Raw genomic sequence first — 19,536 nt, 5'->3', positions numbered from 1 at the left:
TTCAGATGTGAATGCCCCCTGCCACCTCGATACGCTGAGCATTGACCCATCCGAACTCGTCCGACAGAAGTCCTGCGATGACCGGACCCACATCTTCCGCGAGGCCGACACGACCGAGCGCCGTCTGATCGGCGACCGCCTTGTTGACCTGTGGATTGTCGCGGACAATACCGCCGCTGAAATCCGTGGCGATCGGACCCGGAGCGACGACATTGACCGAGATGCGGCGCGGTCCCAACTCGAGCGCCATATAGCGCGTAAGCGCTTCGACGGCGGCCTTCATGGAACCGTAGACGGCTCTGTTCGGGAAAGCAAAGCGGGCAAGCCCGGACGAGATATTCACAATGCGTCCGCCATCGCGGATAAGAGGAAGCAGTTTTTGCGTCAGCAGAAAGATGCCCTTGAAATGCACGGCGAACTGGGCGTCGAGTTCGTGCTCCGTACCCTCGGTGAAGCTGGCGGTGGACGAGATGCCTGCGTTGTTGACCAGAAAGTCGAAACGATCGGCGCCCATTGTCGCAAGTGCTTCGCTTGCACGCGCAACGAACCCGTCGAACGAACTCGCTACGCCGGTGTCGAGTGCAAGCGCGATGCCGGGCGCACCGGCCTCGCGCGTCAGGGCAACAACCGCATCCGCTTCCGCGCGGTTCGATCGAAAAGTGAAGATCGTGCGCACGCCTCGCGCGGCCAGTCTCAACACGGTATCGCGACCAATACCTCGACTGCCGCCCGTGACAATCGCTACCTTGCCGGCAGCGTTCTTTGTGGTGTGTGACATGTTTTCCTCTCTCGCAACTTGAGTGTGAGGCGATTGTAGCGAGACGAGGTAGCCGCATTGAATGCCTAAACTTGCGTGTTTTTTGCCTAATTGTGCTCCGACGGAGTATGCTCGCCGAGTCCATTCTGGAGTCGTCAATCTATGTCGGATCTGGCCAAAGCGATTCTGCGCTATACGAAACGTCAGCCGGGAACGAGCCCCTACGAGACGGCGATCGACGGCGTCTACATTCTTCGTGCCGACAATCCCAAGCCGCCGTCCTACCGGCTCGCGAACCCCGCGTTGTGTATCGTTGCTCAAGGCGCAAAGTGGGCGACATTCGGCGGAAGCCGGCTTGAATACCGGGCAGGTCAGGCGCTAGTCGTCGGTGTGCAGACGCCTTCGCTTGGGCGCGTCTTCGAAGCGCGGCCTGACAAGCCCTGCCTCGTGCTGATTGTCGAGTTCGATCCAGGCATGATGCGCAGTGTCGCCGAACAGATGGAGAATCCGCCGAAACCCGTTGCAGGGAATAGCCCGGGTGTTCTCGTGACCGATTTCGGCGGCGCGCTCGCCGACTGCGCTTTACGACTCGTCCGTTTGCTCGACACACCCGATGCAGTTCGGACCATTGCCCCGTTGATCATTCGCGAGATGTGCTACTGGCTTCTCGCGGGTGCTCACGGCGGCGAAATGGCGCGATTCGCCCTTATGGATGGCCCCTCCCATCGAGTGTTGCAAGCCGTCCAGTCCTTGCGGCGGCGCTATGCCGACCGTGTTCACATCGACGAGCTCGCGTCGGTCGCGCAGCTTAGCCGTTCCGCGTTCCACCGTCAGTTCAAGGCACTGACTTCGCTTACGCCGGTTCAGTATCAGAAGCAGCTTCGTCTGCTTGAAGCTCGGCGGTTGATGTTGTCTCAGTCGCTTGCGGCCGAAGCGGCCGCATTTGCGGTGGGCTATGAGAGCGCGTCGCAATTCAGCCGCGAATACGCACGCATGTTCGGTGCGCCACCCAAGCGCGACATGAACCAGGCGAGAGCGAGGTTGGACAATTGATCGTCGTGGGATGGATTCGACGGTAGGTGTGCCGACAGGCACTCGAGCGCGAACAGTTTATCGCCACGTCGGAATGATCGATGCGGCAAGCAGCACGCCCAACGCGATATTAAGGACACGCCAGTGAAGCGGCGTCCGGAACAGCCGTGCAAGCAGCATGCCGAGCACGCACCACAGTACCAGCGACACGCAGGCGGCCAGGCCGAACGCGACGCCGAGCAGCATCGCGAGTCGATTCGGATTGTTTGCCAGCAATGCGAAGGACGCTGCCGCACCGACTGTCATCGCCCAGCTCTTTGGATTGAGCCACAGCAGCAGCAGGCCGTTGACGAGCGTAACCGGCCGCGCAGGGCCGGTGCCTGCGTTCGGCGGCCCGCTTCGCGCGATGCGCCACGCAAGCCATAGCAGATACGCGGAGCCGAGCGCCTTGACGCCCGTTTGCAACGCAGGCATTGCGAGCAACAGACTGCCAAGCCCGAGCGCGGCAACGGCGGCCAGCAAGGCGAGACCCAGGGCGATGCCGAGCATGAGCGGAATCGAGCGCGTAAAGCCGAAGCGTGCTCCCGACGCGGTGGCCAGCATCGTTGCGCCACCGGGCGTCACCGTCGCAACGGCGACGAACAGGAGAAGCGGCAAGACCGAGGAAGTCATAAGCACATGTCCGGATGGTCGGGACTTGCACTGTACGGATCACGCATGGATCAGAAAAGCGATCAATGTTAATCCGATGCATTACGCGGCATAATGCATCGATGATCCGAAATCTCGATCTCAATCTGGTCCGCACCTTTGTCACGGTCGCCGATAGCGGCAGCATGACGGTCGCCGCGAGACTGCTTCACATGACGCAAGGCGCCATCAGCCAGCAGGTGAGACGCCTCGAAGACTTGCTGGGCCACCGGCTGTTCGTGCGCAACGCGCGCAAGCTGGAATTGACACGCGAGGGCGAGCAGTTTCTCGCCAAAGCGCGCCAATTACTGCAGTTGAACGACGAAATCTGGTCAGACATGACAAGCGAGTCGCTTCGCGGCGGTCTGCGCGTCGGCGTGCCCTACGATCTCGTCTCACCGCTTGCCTCGGCAATGAGAGCGTTCGCCGAAATGCACCCGCATGTGAAGATATCGCTAGTGTGCGCGGCGTCGTCGGATTTGTGCGAGGCCGTGCATACCGGCCGCGTGGACGTGTCGTTGGTTGAATATGTTGCGAGTGAAGCCGAAGGAGAAGTGGTCCGCATCGAGCCGTTGGTATGGGTGAGCGGCCGAGGCAGCGATGCCTGGCAGAAGCGGCCTGTGCCGCTCTCGATGGTGGACGAACACTGTGCATTCCGTCCAGTAGTGCTCGGTGCGCTCGCGGGCAAGAACATTCCGTGGCACACGGTATTCGAGAGCGGCAACATCGAAGCGACTGCCGCAACCGTGCGCGCGGGCCTCGCGATTACCACCTGTCTAGCCTCGACGGTTCCAGCCGACCTGCAAACGCTTGCGCCGCAAGGGTCCGGCTTGCCCGCTCTGCCGCCGTTCGCCATCTGTCTGCAACTGCCCGCGACGGTGCAGCCGGCCGCACTGGAGTTCGCGCGCTGCGTGCGCGAATCGATGTCGGCGGCGCCTTCTGAAAATCTCGCCTGGTGAGCGCTTAGGCGCACGCGCGTTTAGCGTCTTGTACGCCATCTATGGAGACGATGAGCATAGCCGGAGATAGGGCTCCGCTCGTCGTCTCCTCGCGCTTGTCGTCTTCCGCCTAAGAAGGCCTCCGCTGCGCGCGTTCCGTTATACCGGCGCCGGGTTACGTTCCGCGAAACCTTCCTGGTGCCAATAGGGGTAACACGGCCTCACGCTGCTTGCGTCGTTTAGCCGTTTGATCTGTTCCGCGCTCAGATTCCAGCCCACTGCGCCCAGGTTCTGGCGCAGTTGCTCTTCGTTGCGCGCACCGATCAGCACGGTCGATACGGTAGGCCGTTGCAGCAGCCAGTTCAGTGCGATTTGCGGCACCGACTTGCCGGTTTCCTCCGCGATCGCATCGAGCGCATCGACGACGCGATACAGATATTCGTCCGGCACCGGCGGCCCCGAATCCGCTGTGGCATGCAGGCGGCTTGTCGCGGGCAGCGGCTGACCGCGACGGATCTTGCCCGTCAGGCGACCCCAGCCGAGCGGGCTCCACACCACCGCGCCCACGCCCTGATCGAGACCGAGCGGCATCAGTTCCCATTCGTAGTCGCGACCGATCAGCGAGTAATACGCCTGGTTCGCGACATAGCGCGGATAGCCATAACGGTCTGCCACGTCGAGCGACTTCTGCAGATGCCAGCCCGAAAAGTTCGAGACGCCCGTGTATCGGATCTTGCCCGCCCTGACGAGATCGTCGAGCGTCGACAGCGTTTCCTCGACCGGCGTCATCGCGTCGAAGCCATGCAGCTGGAACAGGTCGATGTAATCGGTTTGCAAGCGCTTGAGCGCTGCGTCGATGCTTCTGATCAGATGAAAGCGCGACGAACCGACGTGATTCGGGCCGTCGTCTCCGTCGGCTCTGAAGGTTACTTTGGTCGAGATGATGGCCTGGTCGCGGCGACCCTTGAGCGCTTCGCCAAGGATCGACTCCGATGCGCCGCTCGAGTAGACGTCTGCCGTGTCGAACATCGTGACGCCGGCTTCAAGGCAGATGTCGACCATCCTGCGTGCCTCGGCAACATCGATTTCGCCCCACGCCTTGAAGAATTCGCCCTTGCCGCCGAAGGTCCCTGCGCCGAAGCTCAGCACGGGGACCTTGAAGCCTGACGCGCCTAGATATCGGAATTCCATGTGTTCTCCTTGGGTTATTCGAATTGCATGAGCGCCGATTTGCAGTGCGCTCATTGCGGGAATGAGACCAACAAGGCGACAAGAGTACGACAACGCCCGAAGTCGTGCTGCATTTCATTTAGCTTGCTGCTGCGTATGAAGTCCTATTGCATCGGGCGGCGGCAAGGCCGGATAGCGAAGGATGCGTCGTTGGCGGCGATCAGCTCTAGCGCATCGAATCGTAGAATGCCCGGGCCTTCTCGGGGAGCGGCACGATATGCCATCGTTCCGCTTCCGGATCGAAGAGCGCCACATCCATGCACTCTTCCTCCTTGCCTCTGATGGTGGGCATCGATTTCAGTGCGATGTCAGCCGCGCGGCTGATTCGTTTCGGGTGCCAGCTGTGTGTGTGGGCGAACGTGTCTCGCCATGCAAACAGGCCTGCCGCCTGATAGAGGCGATCGATCTGATCGAGTATGCCATCGTCGAACGCCAGGGTTAGCGCGTCTTCTCCGACGTGGAGCATCACCCGGCGATAAGCGCCAAGCTCGCCCGATGTGTCCTGCAATAACTTCCCGTTTACGACGGGCCACGCGAGGTGCACTCTGGCGATCATGCCTCGCCGATCCGCTGAGCGAAGCATCTCCGGCGGCAACTGCGACGCAGGCATGACCCAGGAAGGATGCCCGGCGCGTTCTTTCTGCTTGATGTCGATCAGTGCGTCTACCGCAGACAAGTGGCAAACAATCGTGGGTCCGAATTCCGTTATGTCGGCCCATATACATGGTTCACCCTCGTCATCGTGGTAGCCAATGACGTAGGCCGGTAACTCCTCGAAGATGCATCCGTTTTCGGAGCGAAAGATTCTGGTTTTGTATTGCGTCATGATGCTGATAAGGTTGGTTGGGGTGTGCGGGTGGACGGCAATTGAGGTATCGCTGGGCTAGCGGAAGGTGGCTCGCTAACGCGGCGAGGCCTTAGATAGCCACTGCTGTCTATGTTCAGGAATCCGGCGCGCGAATCGTGCACGTACAGGTCGAAGAAACTAACCAGGTTGCGCGAGAGCGTGGGCGGATTGAGCCATGCTTCCCAATACGCTTGCTCTGCCGCTGATAGAGGACGGTTTGCCACCGTGTCGCCGCCCGCGGTAGCAATCGTGCGGTCGTATGCAGGCCGGTCGGTTTGCCACAACTGCGTGAGGTAGGCTCTCCAGTTCAGAGTGTCCGCGTCTACTTTCATGCGTTCATGAAACTGCTGGATCCGCTGCAACTGCGCGTTGATCTCCGGATTCGTTGAGCAGGCGTCTTTGTAGAGCTCGCATGGGTTGCGGCCAAAGCGAACCTTTAGCCAGCCGTAGTAAAGGCGCATGTGGGCGAAGAGCTGCTGTTCTAAGGTGCCGGTTGCGTTCACCGCACTCATGTATTCGTCAAACAGTGCTTTTACGTTCGCGTCGTATTCGAACAGGTCTTTAACGCCTTGGTCCGCCAGCGTCGGAGCGATAAACGGTACGCCGCTGATCGCAGCCTCAAGACGCATGCGATTCAACGCAATGCGCCCGAGCGAGTCAGAGCGCCCCTGCTCGTCAGGTTGATATCCCCCGCCGACGTCGGAGTGGACGCCAGGCAGAACGATCTCCTCGCAACGAGCACTACCATTTCCGACAGACGTCAGCGGGAAGCAGGCGCGCAACTCATGCCCCGCAACCAGATGCACGCATCGCTCTACTTGATCGGGTATGCGTAAGCGCAAGTCCGACAGGTTATGAGCGGGCAGGCCGATTGATTCGACGGTATCGAACAAGCCGAGGAAGCGGATGTGCAATGGCGCGGATTCGCCGTCGAGCGCTGTATGACACGGCCAGTGAGGGACCCCGTCTTTCATCTTGCATTGGTCGAGTACCCGGTTCACGAAGGCTCGTGCGAGCGTTGCGCCACGCGAGAAGCCGAATACGGCGACGTCGATACGGGTTACTTTACGGTTCAATAAAAGACCGTTTTCGAAATCAGTCAGCGCCCGTATCAATCGCGCATCGCAACCAACTCCGGCACCTGCCCCTAGTACCTCACTATCGCGAACCTTTTCCCACCAGGTCGAATCGGTAACGTTGAGTGCAGTCCCTACGCCTGGATAGTATCGATGCCTAATAAGCGTTCCTTTATCCTGAACGTGCCCTACGGCCAAACGGGCGATATTCGACATCTTCTGCTTTGGTCCGTCGATATATTGACTATTGCCTGTTCCATCGAAGAAGAAGGAAAACCACGGTCGCTGTTCGCAAGTCGCACAAGTCATGAATTCCTCTGCATGAAGCTGCGTCGCGGTCTTCATTGATGCCAAGAAGGACATCGGACTATCAGTGAGCCAGTCTTGCATTCCTAGTCCCCCATTTGACGCATAACGAGGCGCCCATAAAACAGCTGATCGCGCCGCGGGCTCGGTCTCGCATCCGGCCCTGTCGATTCACAAATCAGTTCAGCCTCCACCTCGTGGCCGGGGAAAAAGCGAACGACCAGCGAGTTAACCTTGTCTGGATCATTCGAGGCTTCTCCCCTCACAACGACGGTTTTCCTGAAATGCTTCCAGTTCGCTTCAGGTTCTTTGTGACCACCAACGCGCCATGAGACGGTCGTGGTCCGACCCGGCTTTGGAATCGGCGCACAACACACCTCTCCACTGAGGCCTCCTTCAGAAAATTCCTGAACCCGCGAGCCCCCCATACCAGTCTGCTCGCCGGATTCGGTCAGAATCGAAAAATCGGGAACATAGTCTTCGCTGTAGTTCACTCCGTATACGGATGCCGTTACGTAGCCATTTGATTTCGTAGACGCGCAACCGCACAAGGGTCCCACGATCCCCATACAAAGCAAGAGAAAAGCAATTCGTCTCATTCGTTAATCTCCGATTTTCCGCATAACCCGTCGCCCGTAATACAGCTGATCAAGCCGCGGACTTGGCTCACCGTCTGGCCTCATCGACTCCCACATAAGCTCCGCCTCTACCTCATGTCCGGGAAAGAAGCGGACGACCAGATAGTTCATCGACTTCGGATCGCTTGACGTCTCGCCTCTAACGACAATCGATTTTCTAAATTTCCCCCACTCCCGTTCGCTGTCTTCGCGGCGACCGACGCGCCATTCGACAATCATGGTTTGTCCCGCGCCTGGAACCAGCGCACAGCACTCATCTCTGCTGAGGCCACCCTTCGAAAATTCCTGAACCTGTACACCTCCTATTCCAGTGGGCTCGCCAGATGCAGTCAGAATGGAGAATCTCGGAACATAGTCTTCGCTGTAGTTCACTGCTGACACAGATGCTGTTACGTGTCCGCTCGGTCGCGTTGACGCGCATCCACAGAGCAAACAGGCTCCGACACAAAGCAACAGAAAGGCAATTCGTCTCACTTCTTAGCCCCCCATTCGACGCATAACACGGCGTCCATAAAACAACTGATCAAGTCGCGGGCTGGGACCAGCATCAGGCCCTGTCGATTCACACATCAATTCGGCTTCTACTTCGTATCCGGGAAAGAAGCGAACCACCAGTGAGTTCATCTTGTCCGGATCATTTGAGGCCTCCCCCCTGACAACTACCGTTTTCCTGAAACTCTTCCAGTTCGCTTCGCCTTCTTTGCGGTCACCGATGTGCCACGAGACAATCAAGGACCGACCTGGCTTTGGAATCGGCGCGCAACACATAAGTCCACTGAGGCCCCCTTTGGAGAACTCCTGAACCCGGGAGCCGCCCATACCTGTCTGCTCACCCGATTCGGTCAGAATTGAAAAATCCGGAACATAGTCTTCGCTGTAGTTCACTCCGTACACAGATGCGGTTACGTATTCATTTGATTTGGTGGACACGCAACCGTAGAGCAGCCCCACGGTCCCCATACAGAGCAATAGGCAAGCAATTCGTCTCATTCCTTACTCCCCCATTTGACGCATAACGCTGCTTCCATAAAACAACTGATCGCGCCGCGGGCTGGGTCTGGCATCAGATCCTGTCGATTCACATATCAGTTCAGCTTCTACCTCGTGCCCGGGGAAGAAGCGAATAACCAATGAGTTCAACTTGTCCGGATCACTCGAGTCCTCGCCCCTCACAACCACCTTTTTCCTGAAACTCTTCCAGTTCACGTCAGCTTCTTTGCGGTCGCCCGCTTCCCACTCAACAATCACGGTCCGGCCAGCGCGTGGAATTGAGGCACAACACTCGAGTCCACTGAGACCTCCTTTGGAGAACTCTTGTACCCGGGAGCCACCCATACCTGTCTGCTCGCCCGATTCCGTCAGAATCGAAAAATCCCAAACATAGTCTTCGCTGTAGTTCAGTCCATACACGGATGCCCTCACGTATTCCTGCGATTTGGTCGACGCGCAGCCATAGAGCAGTCCTATAGTTCCAATACAAAGCAATAGGCAAGCGATTCGCCTCATTTCCTTAATCCCTCATTTAGCGCATAACGCGCCAACCGTAAAACAACTGATCAAGCCGCGAACCCGGACCGCCGTCCGGCGCGATCAAATCCCACATCAACTCATTCCTGCATGTCATTCCCCCTTCGCTCGCATCACGCGCGGGACGGCAAAGAACAGCTTGTCGATGCGCTGATTCGATGGACCAAAATCGCCGTCACCCGGTATCAACTCGGCCTCCGCCTCATGGTTCTGGAAGAAGCGCACGATCAAAACGCTGTGTTCCAGCGTTTTCTTTGGCATTGTTCCGGTCACGACTACGGTCTTGTTAAACGTCTTCATGTCCGTATCCGCGGCGCGGTAATTACCGACGCGCCACACAATCTCGATCTGCTGCCCGACGCGAGGTATGGTCGAGCAACACTCACTCGATCCCGTCCCGCCTCTCGAGAACTCTTTAACCTGAATACCTTCAAGGCCGGTGTCCTTGCCCGAGACCTTCCGTATCCTGAAGTCGTAGATATAGTCCTCGGTGTAGTTCGCACTCCAGGCAGTCGCCAGCACGTCCTCGCCAGAACCCGCAGATTTGCAGCCCGGCATCAGCGCCCCGATGCCCACACCAATCAGCAACAAAACAATCCGTTTCATTCAACACCCCTATCAGTCGAAAAAATCCCACACCCCGTCAAGGCTGCTGCAACCGCCACCATTCCGGCGCTGGATCAGGCTGATCGGCATGCATGCTCACGGTGACGCGTCCATCGAAGTGAAGCGTCACGATGGCGAGCCCCTCGCCTTCCGCGCGCGGCAGTTCTCCTCTTACGATCGTTTCGCAATAGGTCACGCCGCGCTCCCACCATCCCACCTGGACGCGCTCCCCCGGCACCGGCATGCTTGCGGACGCGAATTCCATCCCGCACTCGAGGAATTTCGACCAGGCTTCCTGAATGTTTCCCAGCGAAGCGCAAAAGAAGCGACATCCGTCGATCAGCCAGATCTGCACGTTGCGTAACCGAGCATGTCGAGCATTGACGAGCCAGACTTTCACCGTCGCTGTTTTAGACGTACGTATCTCTTGCTGGTATGCGGCTATCGCGGCCTCGGCCGCGCGCTGCTTCGCGGTCTCGGCCACTTCTGCCCACACGTTCGGACCCGCCGCCGCATACGCATCGATCAGCGTCGTCTTGCACGTACCCGCACGGCTAAGGATTGCCTGCAACGCCGGATGATCGTCATATCGCTCGCCGTAAAGCAGTCCATACGCCGCATACGTACACAGATCGATCTTGCGCGTAATGCCATATTCGAGTGCACGCTCGACATGCGGTGATACCTGTTGCAATTGCCTGTTTGTATGGAACAGGCGATTGAGCAATTCCGGACGCGCTCGTTTCAGCCACGCATGCACTTGCATCAGCGAACCGGCGCGTTGCAGTTCATTCGCCACGTGCTCCGGTATCGGCAGCGCATCCCACGCCTTTGGCAGCGGCAAATTCTCGCCAGCAAGCTTGATCACCTCGTGGCGAAAATCGATACACCACCACGCGAGACACGGGCCGAACATATAGGCCCGCGCCTCGTCCGAGAGCAAGCGATGAAGCACCGCAAGATAGGCAGGCTGGTAAAACAGGAACCACACTTCATCGCCGTCAGGGCCGAGTCTTGCCTGCAGCAATGTTTGAAGATGCGCGACAAGCGGTTCGATTTCGTGCGTAGACCATATCCACGAAGCGAATCTGCAATCGCGTAGCGCGAGTTCCATCACGCTACGCATAAACCCCAGCGCGTGGCCGTCATCCGGTTTCGGACAAGCAATCAGCACCGGGCCGGATTCCGACAGATCATCGAGACCCGTGCCGCCGTACAAAGGGAAGCACGGCATACCACGGAGACGGCCGCGGAAGCCATGCGCCCAGGGGGAATACAACACGTGGGCGTCGATCAACGCATAGAGCCGCATGGAAGGATGCGTGGATTCGAACGAGGCATACTGCTCGCGGATCGGCTCAAGCAACGGTTCATCGTAGGGCGATGACATTAGAAATTGGGAATTAGAGGCCACGTCGAATACGCACGAACGGGACGCTAGCGTTGCCCGCATTGCGCGCGCACTCCGTCCCTACAGGTTGAGGAAGCACGGGCAAATCGGACGGCATGCTCGCGGGGTCTTGGCGGTGGAAATTACGCGCCCGCCAGGTGCGAGTGCGCGATGTTCCGTCTTCGATATCGGAAGGTGTGAGGCTGATATACGAATCGCCGCATTTGAGGATCAGCTGCTCCTTCGCCTCGATCACAACACTCCCGTTGCTGCTGGTGATGGTTGTATCCTTGTTTGATGCGATTTTGATCTCGTCGCTTTGAGCTTGGATTTCAATGTTGCCGCGCGAAGCGAAGAATTTCATGCCGAGCCGATGAACAAACACCGACAACATGCCGCCCGCGGCAACCACCACATTCTTCATCGCGCTCACGTTAAATGCGGACGACGTTGCGGCGCTTATATCCTTACCTGCCGCAACCAGCACCCGGCTTGGCGTAGACAAGCCAATACCGTCTGGCGCCGACAGCGCGATCACGGCTTTTTTCAGGTCCGCCAATTCTTCTTTAAGCCACTGGTTTTCCGCCTTCACATCCGCGATCTCTGCCTGCGCGGCCCGTGCGGTATCCGCCAGCGCCTGTGCTTGCGCAAGCGTGGTGCGGAAGTGATTGAGCGCGGCTTCCATGTCCGTCTGTTCGCCAATGGCGCGCTCCTGCATGTCCGCTGACAACAGCATGCCGCCGCCGGCCCGAAGGCAGCCTTTCAGATCGGTACGCAGTTCGAATCCTTCGCCGCGGAACTTGCGGTTGCGGTCCACCGTATAGCCGAGGTTGAGCTGCGACTTACCCTGCTCGGTGGCGACCTTGATGTGTTCCTCGTCGGGCCAGTCTTCGAACTCGACGGTATTGTTCGAACGCGTGCGTAACGTGCTGCGGCTGTTCCAGCGCCGCTTCGATACGATCGGGTCTGGGGCGCGCGAGTTGTGAAGCACCTGGCTGATGTACGGCATATCCGGATTGCCGTGATGGAAGCCGACCGTGACCTCCGTTCTTTCGACGAGGCCAAAGTGGAAACCCGTTTCATCGGCGCCGGCAAACGGCTTCGCGAGCCGCATCGGGCAGCTGTTCAGGCCGGGAACGCGTTGGTCGCGATCGAGGTGAAGGTTGACGATGTACTCGCCGTTCTCGTCGATATACGGTTCCTTGTAATCGCCCGGCGACGCGATCGTGCCGGTGATCGTGCCGTGAATTCGCGGCCACGTATGCTCCATCAACGGCAGACGGTAGAGCCGATCGCACGGAATCGCGGTGAACTCCACCTGATACGAACTGCTGCGCGAGGCACTGCATTTCACGCGTACCGCGAGCAAGCCATGCTTCGCGTCGGGCAATTCGCGGTTGGACAGTTTGATGACGCTCGCCGGCGCGAGGTCCAGCATATCGCCCTTGCCTTCATAGATCACCTGGCTCGCTAGTGCGGCCTCGCGCCTCAGCAGCGCTTCCTGTTGCGCCTCTTCGTTGTTCAGATGCGCCGTGCCCCATGTATACGTTTCACCGTAGGTTGTGCGGTCGTCGCGAATCAGGTTCGTGCTCTCGACAGGCTTGAATGCCTGGCGATAGTTGTAGGCGCGCACCGCGTAACGCGTGGGGATGGTTTTCGCGTGCATTTTCAGCGTGTGCACGGACTGCGCACCGTTGCTGTTCATACCGCTGTACTCCAGATACGGTACGGTCAGGTTCGGATCGCGCCGGTAGTGCGTGAGGTCGTCGGCGAAGCGCACGACTTCGCAACGCTTGCCCTCCTCGCAGACGAACCATATTCCGCTGCGACGGCATAGGCGCGTGATGAAGGTCAGGTCGTCTTCTTCCCATTGCATGACGAACGCATGCTTTCGATATTGACGGTACAGCGTGAAATCGAAGCGCGCGATGAGCATGTCGAACTGATGTTCGCGCAGAATTTTCTCGATGATTTCCGGAAGAGTCGCATCGAGAAAGAAGCGGCATTTCGGGGCGTTGCGTAGCAGCGCGAGGCGCGATTCCAATACAACCTCGTACGTGGTTTCGTCGGGGCTGCTTTGCCGTTGAGTGAAACGGGTTATCACGCCCTGCACGCGGCGCTCCGGTTCGGGCTCGCGCGTTTGCAACGGGTCGTGTCGCGGTTGGATGACGAGCGATGCCGGTTTGTTGAGATAGTCGGCGCGTGAGAGCTCGTGGTTCGGATGCGTGAAGCGGATGACGTAGCGACTCGGCTCTCCGATTGCGCGCTCGCCCTCGAAGCTGTAGATGTCGGCTTTTTCGGCGCTGGGGGTTTGCGGGATGTCGAGACGGTACTGGCGGTGAGAGTGTGTCGATTCGTTGTCCATGGACGTTTGTCGTTTAGAGATGCGGTTTTTAGTTAGCTTGAGTGGGACAAGCCCGACAAATTACGCGACACGGTCGGTAACGTCTATTGGACGATTCTTAGCTTTTTCGGGGGAATACAAGAATTGCGGCTTAAGCAGCTAATTTCTCTTGCTGCGTGGGGGATTGTGCAATCGGGTTGCTATGTGCGGTGGGCGTGAGCTTCGCCTGTTTTGTGCATCTTTAGCTTGAACGCGTCATTGCATTTGTTGATCCGATGATTGAAAATATGTCGGATCGCTAAAGAACGTTGAACACGTTCTTTCTGTAGCAAACGGAATGAGAAGAAGGAGAGCAGGAAGGAGAAAGAGCGCGGGCCGCATGGGCTGCCACCCACACGACCCGCTAACCACAACCAACTCAATCGAGGAGTTGTTCATGGCTGATCGCAATCATAAAGCAGAGGACGGTACTTCGGTTCGTCTCTTGACCGTGTCGAAACTACGCCAGCCGTTTTATCGGCCGAAGCACTGGCCGTCGTGGAGACATAATTACGAAGATTATCCGCCTGTGCCGTGGATTCGGCTGTCGGGACGGTGGCTGGAAGAGGCGGGGTTTGAGATTTCGGGGAAGGCTCGCGTGGAAGTGCAGAAGGGGAAGTTGGTGATTACGCCGGCGTAGGGGGATGAGGAAGGGGACCAGACCGGACGGTTGTTGGCTCTGGTCCTTTAGACATCCACCCGGCTTTTCCCCGTCGAACGGCGGGCAGTCATCGATTGAATGCGCATATCTGACCACAATCGACCCACAACGGACTGACGGCATGACCGAAAACGGCCAGTCAAACCGATTGACCCCACAAATAGCGTTCATTAGACTGAGATCCCTTTTGCGTCACGCGCACAAGGGGATCTTCCATGCTTAGCCTCGCTACTCTCGGACTCTTTTCAGCGGCCTGTCTCGCGCTGACTATGACCCCCGGTCCGGACATGCTGCTCATAGCGTCGAGAAGCGTCACTCAAGGACGGTCGGCTGGTTTCGCATCGCTTGCCGGGATTCTGGTTGGAACCTATTGCCACGCAATGCTGGCGGCGTTTGGCCTGTCTCGGTTGTTTCTCGCGGTTCCCATCGCCTACGATGTCGTCCGGTTCGCGGGTGCCGCCTATCTGCTCTATCTCGCATGGAAGACCGTCCGCGCATCCCCGATGCCGATCTCGACTACCGCTGGCGGTGCCCGCTTTCCTGTTGGGAAGATATTCAGGCAGGGGTTGCTGACCGATCTGCTGAATCCGAAGATGGCATTGTTCGTCCTTGCGCTCTTCCCGCAATTTGTCCGTCCCCAAGACGGCGCAATCGCCTTTCAGATTTTGACTCTCGCCACCGTGCTCAACTTCATCGGTCTGATCGTGAACGGTGTGGTCATACTTTCTGCAAGTCACCTTAGCCGCCAATGGGCGGCCCGACGCCGTCCGTCTCGAACCCCTCAATACCTGCTTGCTTCCGTTTTCGCTGGATTGGCGGCGCGACTTGCTGTCGCAAGCCGTAGCTGAATAATTCACGGAAAGGCTGGCGTCGTTGCGGTTCCGAACAAAATCGTTAGCGATCTAGGTGCCTCGATCGAACGGCTCAAAGTGGCCGCCTTGAGGCGATATCGCTGTCAATTTGCTCGCCGGAAACCGGCCATTGCGAAGGGACGGCCGAGACCTCTGGCTTGCAAAGTGGATCGGCGCCTCGACCGGCGGCTCCTGGCCGATCAGCGACTCATGCAAATGGCATGGACCACCTGAATCTCACACGGCCGAGATCGGCAGCACGCGACCCGTTCCGGCCGCTCGACGCTCTCCGGAGCGGACATCATTGGTGTGTCGGCATGCCGCGACGAACGTACGTTGAATGGACACGCCCGTTATCTATGCGCGGATCAGAGTGTCACCTTGGAAAAGGTGATAGGGAGCCGAGTCGAGGTTCATGCGCTCGGGGATTGGTAGTCCGTTTCCGCAGTAGTCGATCTCAACGTAGCTCAAATGACCCGAATCATCGGCGAACAAAAGAATTTCAAGCGATCGTGACTCGTCGGGTTCGCTAAGGTCCCGAAAGTGAGCTTCAAACACCAGACCGTAACCGTGTCCGCTCGTAGATATTCTAGGCACGCCATCGGGCGCAGCCATTGATAGCGCGAAACTGTTGCACCCGCATTGACAAAGCTCGCCGATTTCAGCATTCGCGAATTGCGCCGCGAGCGCCTCGCGATTCGGAAACTGGCAGCGTTCGAGTGTGAACGCAATCCAGTAAGTTGCGCGGTTTAGATCATTTCGCATGTTGCGCCTAGACGGATGCGGTGCGAATCCCAGTTCGCGAGTGCGTTGATTGTCGACGATCTACGCGATGGTGTCGACCGGCCGTTCATGGCCGATCGCGTTCCACCGAAGGGATCCGGACAATTCACATCCTGTCGTGGAGAGTGGATAAAATTCGTAGGTAGTCGACGAGCTGAGGTCGCTAAGCGCCGCAATAGTTGTTCGCGAGGGCGTTCTGTATAAGCGTCGTAACTTTCTCCAAGCTTTCACGCATCATGCCAAAGAACCGCCCCCACCCAAGCGACCCCAAGCGCACAGCGAAAGCCCGCATACCCGAGCCTCCCGCACAACCGGCGGCCGAACCACCCCAACCCGCCCTCACCCGCGGCTCCACCCTCTCCGACCTCGCCACCCTCCGCGACGCCCTAAAAAAACAATCCCAGCGCCAGCAGCAGGCACAAGCGAAAGCCCGCGAAGCCAAGCGCGCAGCCGACGCCGACTCCGACCTCTTCCGCCGCGAGCTAGGCGAAAGCGTAACGCCACTCGGCACAAAACCCCGCGCCACCCTCCCCCGCAACCCACCTGCGCCTCTGCCGGTCCAAACGCGCCTGGACGAAGCCGCCGTCCTAACCGAAGCCATCTCCGACGAGTTCGACCCGGAGATGCTGTTAGACACAGACGAATCCCTCTTCTACTGCCGCCCCGGCATCGCCCAGGAAGTCGTCCGCAAGCTGCGCCGCGGCGCATGGATCGTGCAAGCGCAACTGGACCTGCACGGCATGCGCCGCGAAGAAGCGCGCGAAGCACTGGCCGAATTCATCCGCGAATCGAGCAAGAAAGGCCTACGCTGCCTGCGCGTGATCCACGGCAAGGGCTTAGGCTCAATCGGCAAAGAGCCGGTTCTAAAGGGCAAAGTCCGCGCATGGCTCGTGCAAAAGGAAGAAGTGATAGCCTTCTGCCAGGCCCGACCGCACGACGGCGGCGCCGGCGCCGTTCTCGTCCTGCTGCAACCGGGCGCACCAACAAACCAACCCAAGCCTTAAAAGCACCCAAGCGCACCCAACAATGCACCCGCGCCTCACCCTAGCCCTTGCCGTCATGGAGGCAATCGGCATCCTCGCGTACGCCATCTCGGGTTTTATCGAAGCCCGCGCGCGCCGCCTCGATCCAATCGGTACATTTCTGGTTGCCATGGCCACCGCTTTCGGCGGCGGCACCGTACGAGACATCCTGCTCGAGCATCGCCCGTTCTACTGGGTCCAGCATGAGGACTATGTGATAGCGCTTTTCGTGGTGTCGTTCTTCGCGCCGATGTTGCTCAAAGCCGCCTCGGGCCTGTTCTCAGAGCGTGTCCTGCTGGTAGCCGACGCCATCGGCCTCGGCCTCTTCAGCGTCTCAGGCACGTCGCTCGCGTTAGACGCCCAACTCCCCGGCTTCACCGCCGCGATGATGGGCGTCACCACCGGCGTCTTCGGCGGCGTGATCCGAGACGTGCTCTGCAACGAAGTCCCGCTCATTCTGCGCGACTCCCGCCCCTACGCAACCTGCGCCTTCGCGGGCTGCCTGCTTTATGTCTTTCTCGATCACATCAACTTCGACAACGTCTACAGCGTGCTGATCGCCACGATGTTCATCCTGATCGCGCGGCTCGTCACCTTCAAATTCGACATCCGCCTGCCGCACTAAGCCTTAACAACTTTCTGGACATTCCTGAAAATTTTCGAGCGGACTTCTTGAACGCGTGCCAAAACGTGCCACAGTAGGAACGCACTATCGATCGATCCCCAGCTCATTCATCACCAGCGAGTGCTTCACACAGCCAGGACATTGGCCACATGCAAATGACCCCGCGTGGCATGAATGCGCCCATGCCAAAAGCGAATATGGAATGCGCGAAGCCACTATAAGTTCAACGCTGCTCAATCCAATCGCTGGCGCTTCCAACAGAATTTGGCCTTCCTGGATGCTCAAAACTTTACTCATCGTTTGCACAAACGCAGAGGAACCATCCGCATGCCGAACGTCTGTAGCAACGGTACCAATTATCACTCTATCGCACTTTTGATTTATCGCCAGCATCGCAGCCAAAGTGATGAGATATTGATTCCGAAAGGGCCAAAACTCTTCATGCGCTGAGTGAGGTGATGAAGCCTCACCTGCCATGGTTCCACTGCCTAAACGGGGAATCTCAGCGTGAACGATCTCATGCCTTAAACTTAGCTCAAAGCACACTTGGGCGGACGCTTGAATCTCTGCGGCTGCCGCTACTTGCCCGTATGCAACCGTTAAACAAATATCAGGCCGATACCAATACGCAAGGCAAATTGAATCAATGCCTCCGGATAACAATAAGAGACTAGACATCGCCCATTAATTTCCAACAGACCGCATATATTCCAGTCGTCAAATCACTTGTAACATAGCAGCCCGATCCAATCATCATCGTCAGCGCATTCTCACTAACGGATTCAGCAATTATTACCACTGGGATCGCACGCGCCCTTGCATATCCCACTTCGAATATGGTGCCCGGATCGAGTCCGTCTAAAAGTGCGATGACAATTTCGGACCTATCCAGCGCTTGCAAGTCGCGCTCTACTATGTCCTCAACAAGCCCTTCGCCCACATCGTGAATTGGCGAGAACACGTTAAATCCCATATCGCGTAGCGCCTCGCGAACCTCATCGACCATCCATTGCTGTGCTGTGTTGAAAAACGGACTCGCGAGATAAATCCGGCCTTTGGGGACGGCGCGCTCCGCTTGTTGACCGTTTTCTGCGAGAAAAGACGCGTGGATTTTCAGATCTGACCTAACGCCGCTGTTAAAACTGTCGGTTGCCGTCTCGACATACCGTGCTGTCGCCAACGATGCGAACTTAGCCGCCTCGATGGCGGGCGCGTTGTCCGCCATCCAAGCAAAGGCAAAAGCCGCTGAAAATATATCTCCGGATCCGATCTTATACACGTTTGTCGTCGGAACAGATGGAATCCAAATTCGAGCGTTCAACGTGCCCGCCAGCGCCCCTTGCGGACCGCACTTAATCACCGCGGCGCTTACGCCTGACAACTTAAGCAACGCTGCCAAGATACAGTCAGCCTCGTTATGGCCAGTAAGCGCACGCCCCTCGGAAAGGGATACGACCATCGCAAGCTCATTAGCTGTAGATCCGTTAGCTATGTAGTCTATGGACCCATCGCCGTCTTGCGGATCATAAACGACCCGATTTGCGTGAGTTTGCGGACGCCCTTCAACCATGCCGAATACAAGGGCACAGTCGGCGCGAACTGTTTCATGCACCACCGGTTTTAGAACGCGCGACGGATATAACTCAGGGCGACCCATGGGATATCTATATCTAAACCAAATATCATCGGATGTAGTCGTCGCGGCCAACTCATAGCAAAATTTGTCTGCAATTGCACGAAACTCTGCTTCTAAAGCGGTACCGAGAACAGTATGGAGGCGTACTTTCGCGCCCATGGTGGCCAACGCCACCGCTGCACGAGTACCGCTTCCGCGAAACACCTGCCGTCGTGGAAATGCACACTCTTCACCGTAGCTGCCACCGATCACTGCTATATCCGCGCTCACCTTGGCCTCACTAGAACTTTGCAATCACCACCCTTTATCTCCGAGACCTGCGCCTCGAAACCGTAACCGTTTTGAAGGCATCGAATTAGCGCGGGTACGGCGTGCCCAGTTAGCGTTCCGACGATAGTCCCTGACTTCAACACATTAACGCGTTGATGAGGTAGTGCAGATAGCGCAACGTCCAGTACTTCACCTACGCGCAGGTTGCCCAGAACGTTTGGCTGGGGAGAGTTTAAGGCGGTGCGAAACGCTAACGTATCGCATGACT

19 protein-coding genes are annotated in these 19,536 nt (G+C 58.0%); 6 read left to right on the top strand and 13 right to left on the bottom strand.

What is annotated here, in order from left to right; translation table 11 throughout:
* Position 1: 1 nt before the first annotated feature.
* Entirely contained in the window at positions 2–778 is a 777-nt protein-coding gene (locus BTO02_RS05430; RefSeq protein ID WP_075156169.1) for an SDR family NAD(P)-dependent oxidoreductase, read from the bottom strand.
* 141 nt (positions 779–919) lie between these two features.
* Between BTO02_RS05430 and BTO02_RS05425 the strand changes: the two genes are divergently transcribed.
* Entirely contained in the window at positions 920–1,810 is an 891-nt protein-coding gene (locus BTO02_RS05425) for an AraC family transcriptional regulator (protein WP_075156168.1), read from the top strand.
* 57 nt (positions 1,811–1,867) lie between these two features.
* On the opposite strand, the gene BTO02_RS05420 is transcribed toward BTO02_RS05425, so the two are convergent.
* On the bottom strand, positions 1,868–2,461 hold the full coding sequence (locus BTO02_RS05420) for a LysE family translocator (protein ID WP_075156167.1): 594 nt from the start codon (positions 2,459–2,461) through the stop codon (positions 1,868–1,870).
* A 101-nt stretch (positions 2,462–2,562) separates the two neighbouring features.
* Here BTO02_RS05420 and BTO02_RS05415 point away from each other — a divergent pair, with 101 nt between their 5' ends.
* Positions 2,563–3,438, top strand: a complete 876-nt coding sequence (locus BTO02_RS05415) for a LysR family transcriptional regulator (RefSeq protein ID WP_083614995.1) — start codon at positions 2,563–2,565, stop codon at positions 3,436–3,438.
* Positions 3,439–3,576: 138 nt separating this feature from the next.
* On the opposite strand, the gene BTO02_RS05410 is transcribed toward BTO02_RS05415, so the two are convergent.
* The 9 genes from BTO02_RS05410 to BTO02_RS05365 all read right to left on the bottom strand — a co-directional run bounded on the left by BTO02_RS05410 (position 3,577) and on the right by BTO02_RS05365 (position 13,402).
* Complete coding sequence (locus tag BTO02_RS05410; protein WP_075156165.1) at positions 3,577–4,608, bottom strand: aldo/keto reductase; 1,032 nt, start codon at positions 4,606–4,608, stop codon at positions 3,577–3,579.
* A gap of 205 nt (positions 4,609–4,813) precedes the next feature.
* A complete protein-coding gene (locus BTO02_RS05405) occupies positions 4,814–5,473 on the bottom strand; it encodes a hypothetical protein (protein WP_075156164.1) in 660 nt (219 codons plus the stop codon).
* Positions 5,470–6,960: a T6SS phospholipase effector Tle1-like catalytic domain-containing protein gene (locus BTO02_RS05400; protein WP_083614994.1), complete on the bottom strand. Its 1,491-nt coding sequence runs from the start codon at positions 6,958–6,960 to the stop codon at positions 5,470–5,472. Before BTO02_RS05400 ends, BTO02_RS05405 begins: the two co-directional genes overlap by 4 nt.
* Before the next feature lie 2 nt (positions 6,961–6,962).
* The gene (locus BTO02_RS05395) at positions 6,963–7,370 is read right to left on the bottom strand and encodes a DUF3304 domain-containing protein (RefSeq protein ID WP_198039192.1); all 408 of its coding nucleotides are present in this window, start codon (positions 7,368–7,370) and stop codon (positions 6,963–6,965) included.
* A 621-nt stretch (positions 7,371–7,991) separates the two neighbouring features.
* Positions 7,992–8,504 carry a DUF3304 domain-containing protein gene (locus tag BTO02_RS05385; RefSeq protein ID WP_083614993.1) on the bottom strand — a complete coding sequence of 171 codons (513 nt, stop codon included), beginning with the start codon at positions 8,502–8,504 and terminating at the stop codon, positions 7,992–7,994.
* A gap of 3 nt (positions 8,505–8,507) precedes the next feature.
* Entirely contained in the window at positions 8,508–8,924 is a 417-nt protein-coding gene (locus BTO02_RS05380; RefSeq protein ID WP_198039191.1) for a DUF3304 domain-containing protein, read from the bottom strand.
* 210 nt (positions 8,925–9,134) lie between these two features.
* Entirely contained in the window at positions 9,135–9,647 is a 513-nt protein-coding gene (locus BTO02_RS05375; protein ID WP_075156159.1) for a DUF3304 domain-containing protein, read from the bottom strand.
* A 37-nt stretch (positions 9,648–9,684) separates the two neighbouring features.
* Positions 9,685–11,061, bottom strand: coding sequence for a DUF4123 domain-containing protein (locus BTO02_RS05370; protein ID WP_232243457.1), 1,377 nt, complete (start codon positions 11,059–11,061; stop codon positions 9,685–9,687).
* Complete coding sequence (locus tag BTO02_RS05365; RefSeq protein ID WP_075156157.1) at positions 11,051–13,402, bottom strand: type VI secretion system Vgr family protein; 2,352 nt, start codon at positions 13,400–13,402, stop codon at positions 11,051–11,053. The genes BTO02_RS05370 and BTO02_RS05365 overlap by 11 nt, the downstream gene beginning before the upstream one ends.
* 415 nt (positions 13,403–13,817) lie before the next feature.
* Between BTO02_RS05365 and BTO02_RS05360 the strand changes: the two genes are divergently transcribed.
* The 4 genes from BTO02_RS05360 (at position 13,818) to BTO02_RS05340 (ending at position 17,362) form a co-directional block, all read left to right on the top strand.
* Complete coding sequence (locus tag BTO02_RS05360; RefSeq protein ID WP_075156156.1) at positions 13,818–14,060, top strand: SymE family type I addiction module toxin; 243 nt, start codon at positions 13,818–13,820, stop codon at positions 14,058–14,060.
* A gap of 236 nt (positions 14,061–14,296) precedes the next feature.
* On the top strand, positions 14,297–14,929 hold the full coding sequence (locus tag BTO02_RS05355; RefSeq protein ID WP_075156155.1) for a LysE family translocator: 633 nt from the start codon (positions 14,297–14,299) through the stop codon (positions 14,927–14,929).
* A 1,022-nt stretch (positions 14,930–15,951) separates the two neighbouring features.
* Positions 15,952–16,719, top strand: a complete 768-nt coding sequence (locus BTO02_RS05345) for a Smr/MutS family protein (RefSeq protein ID WP_075156153.1) — start codon at positions 15,952–15,954, stop codon at positions 16,717–16,719.
* A 22-nt stretch (positions 16,720–16,741) separates the two neighbouring features.
* Entirely contained in the window at positions 16,742–17,362 is a 621-nt protein-coding gene (locus BTO02_RS05340; protein ID WP_075156152.1) for a trimeric intracellular cation channel family protein, read from the top strand.
* 84 nt (positions 17,363–17,446) lie between these two features.
* Here the strand turns inward: BTO02_RS05340 and BTO02_RS05335 are convergent, their stop codons facing one another.
* Both BTO02_RS05335 and BTO02_RS05330 read right to left on the bottom strand, forming a co-directional pair.
* Positions 17,447–18,040, bottom strand: a complete 594-nt coding sequence (locus tag BTO02_RS05335) for a 7-cyano-7-deazaguanine synthase (RefSeq protein WP_075156151.1) — start codon at positions 18,038–18,040, stop codon at positions 17,447–17,449.
* Entirely contained in the window at positions 18,033–19,268 is a 1,236-nt protein-coding gene (locus tag BTO02_RS05330; RefSeq protein WP_075158615.1) for a PfkB family carbohydrate kinase, read from the bottom strand. The genes BTO02_RS05335 and BTO02_RS05330 overlap by 8 nt, the downstream gene beginning before the upstream one ends.
* Between the last annotated feature and the right edge of the window lie 268 nt (positions 19,269–19,536).

It is taken from the genome of Paraburkholderia sp. SOS3, from assembly GCF_001922345.1.
In the GTDB taxonomy this organism is placed as follows: Bacteria; Pseudomonadota; Gammaproteobacteria; order Burkholderiales; family Burkholderiaceae; genus Paraburkholderia.
This window is presented reverse-complemented; position numbering and strand designations above follow the sequence as displayed.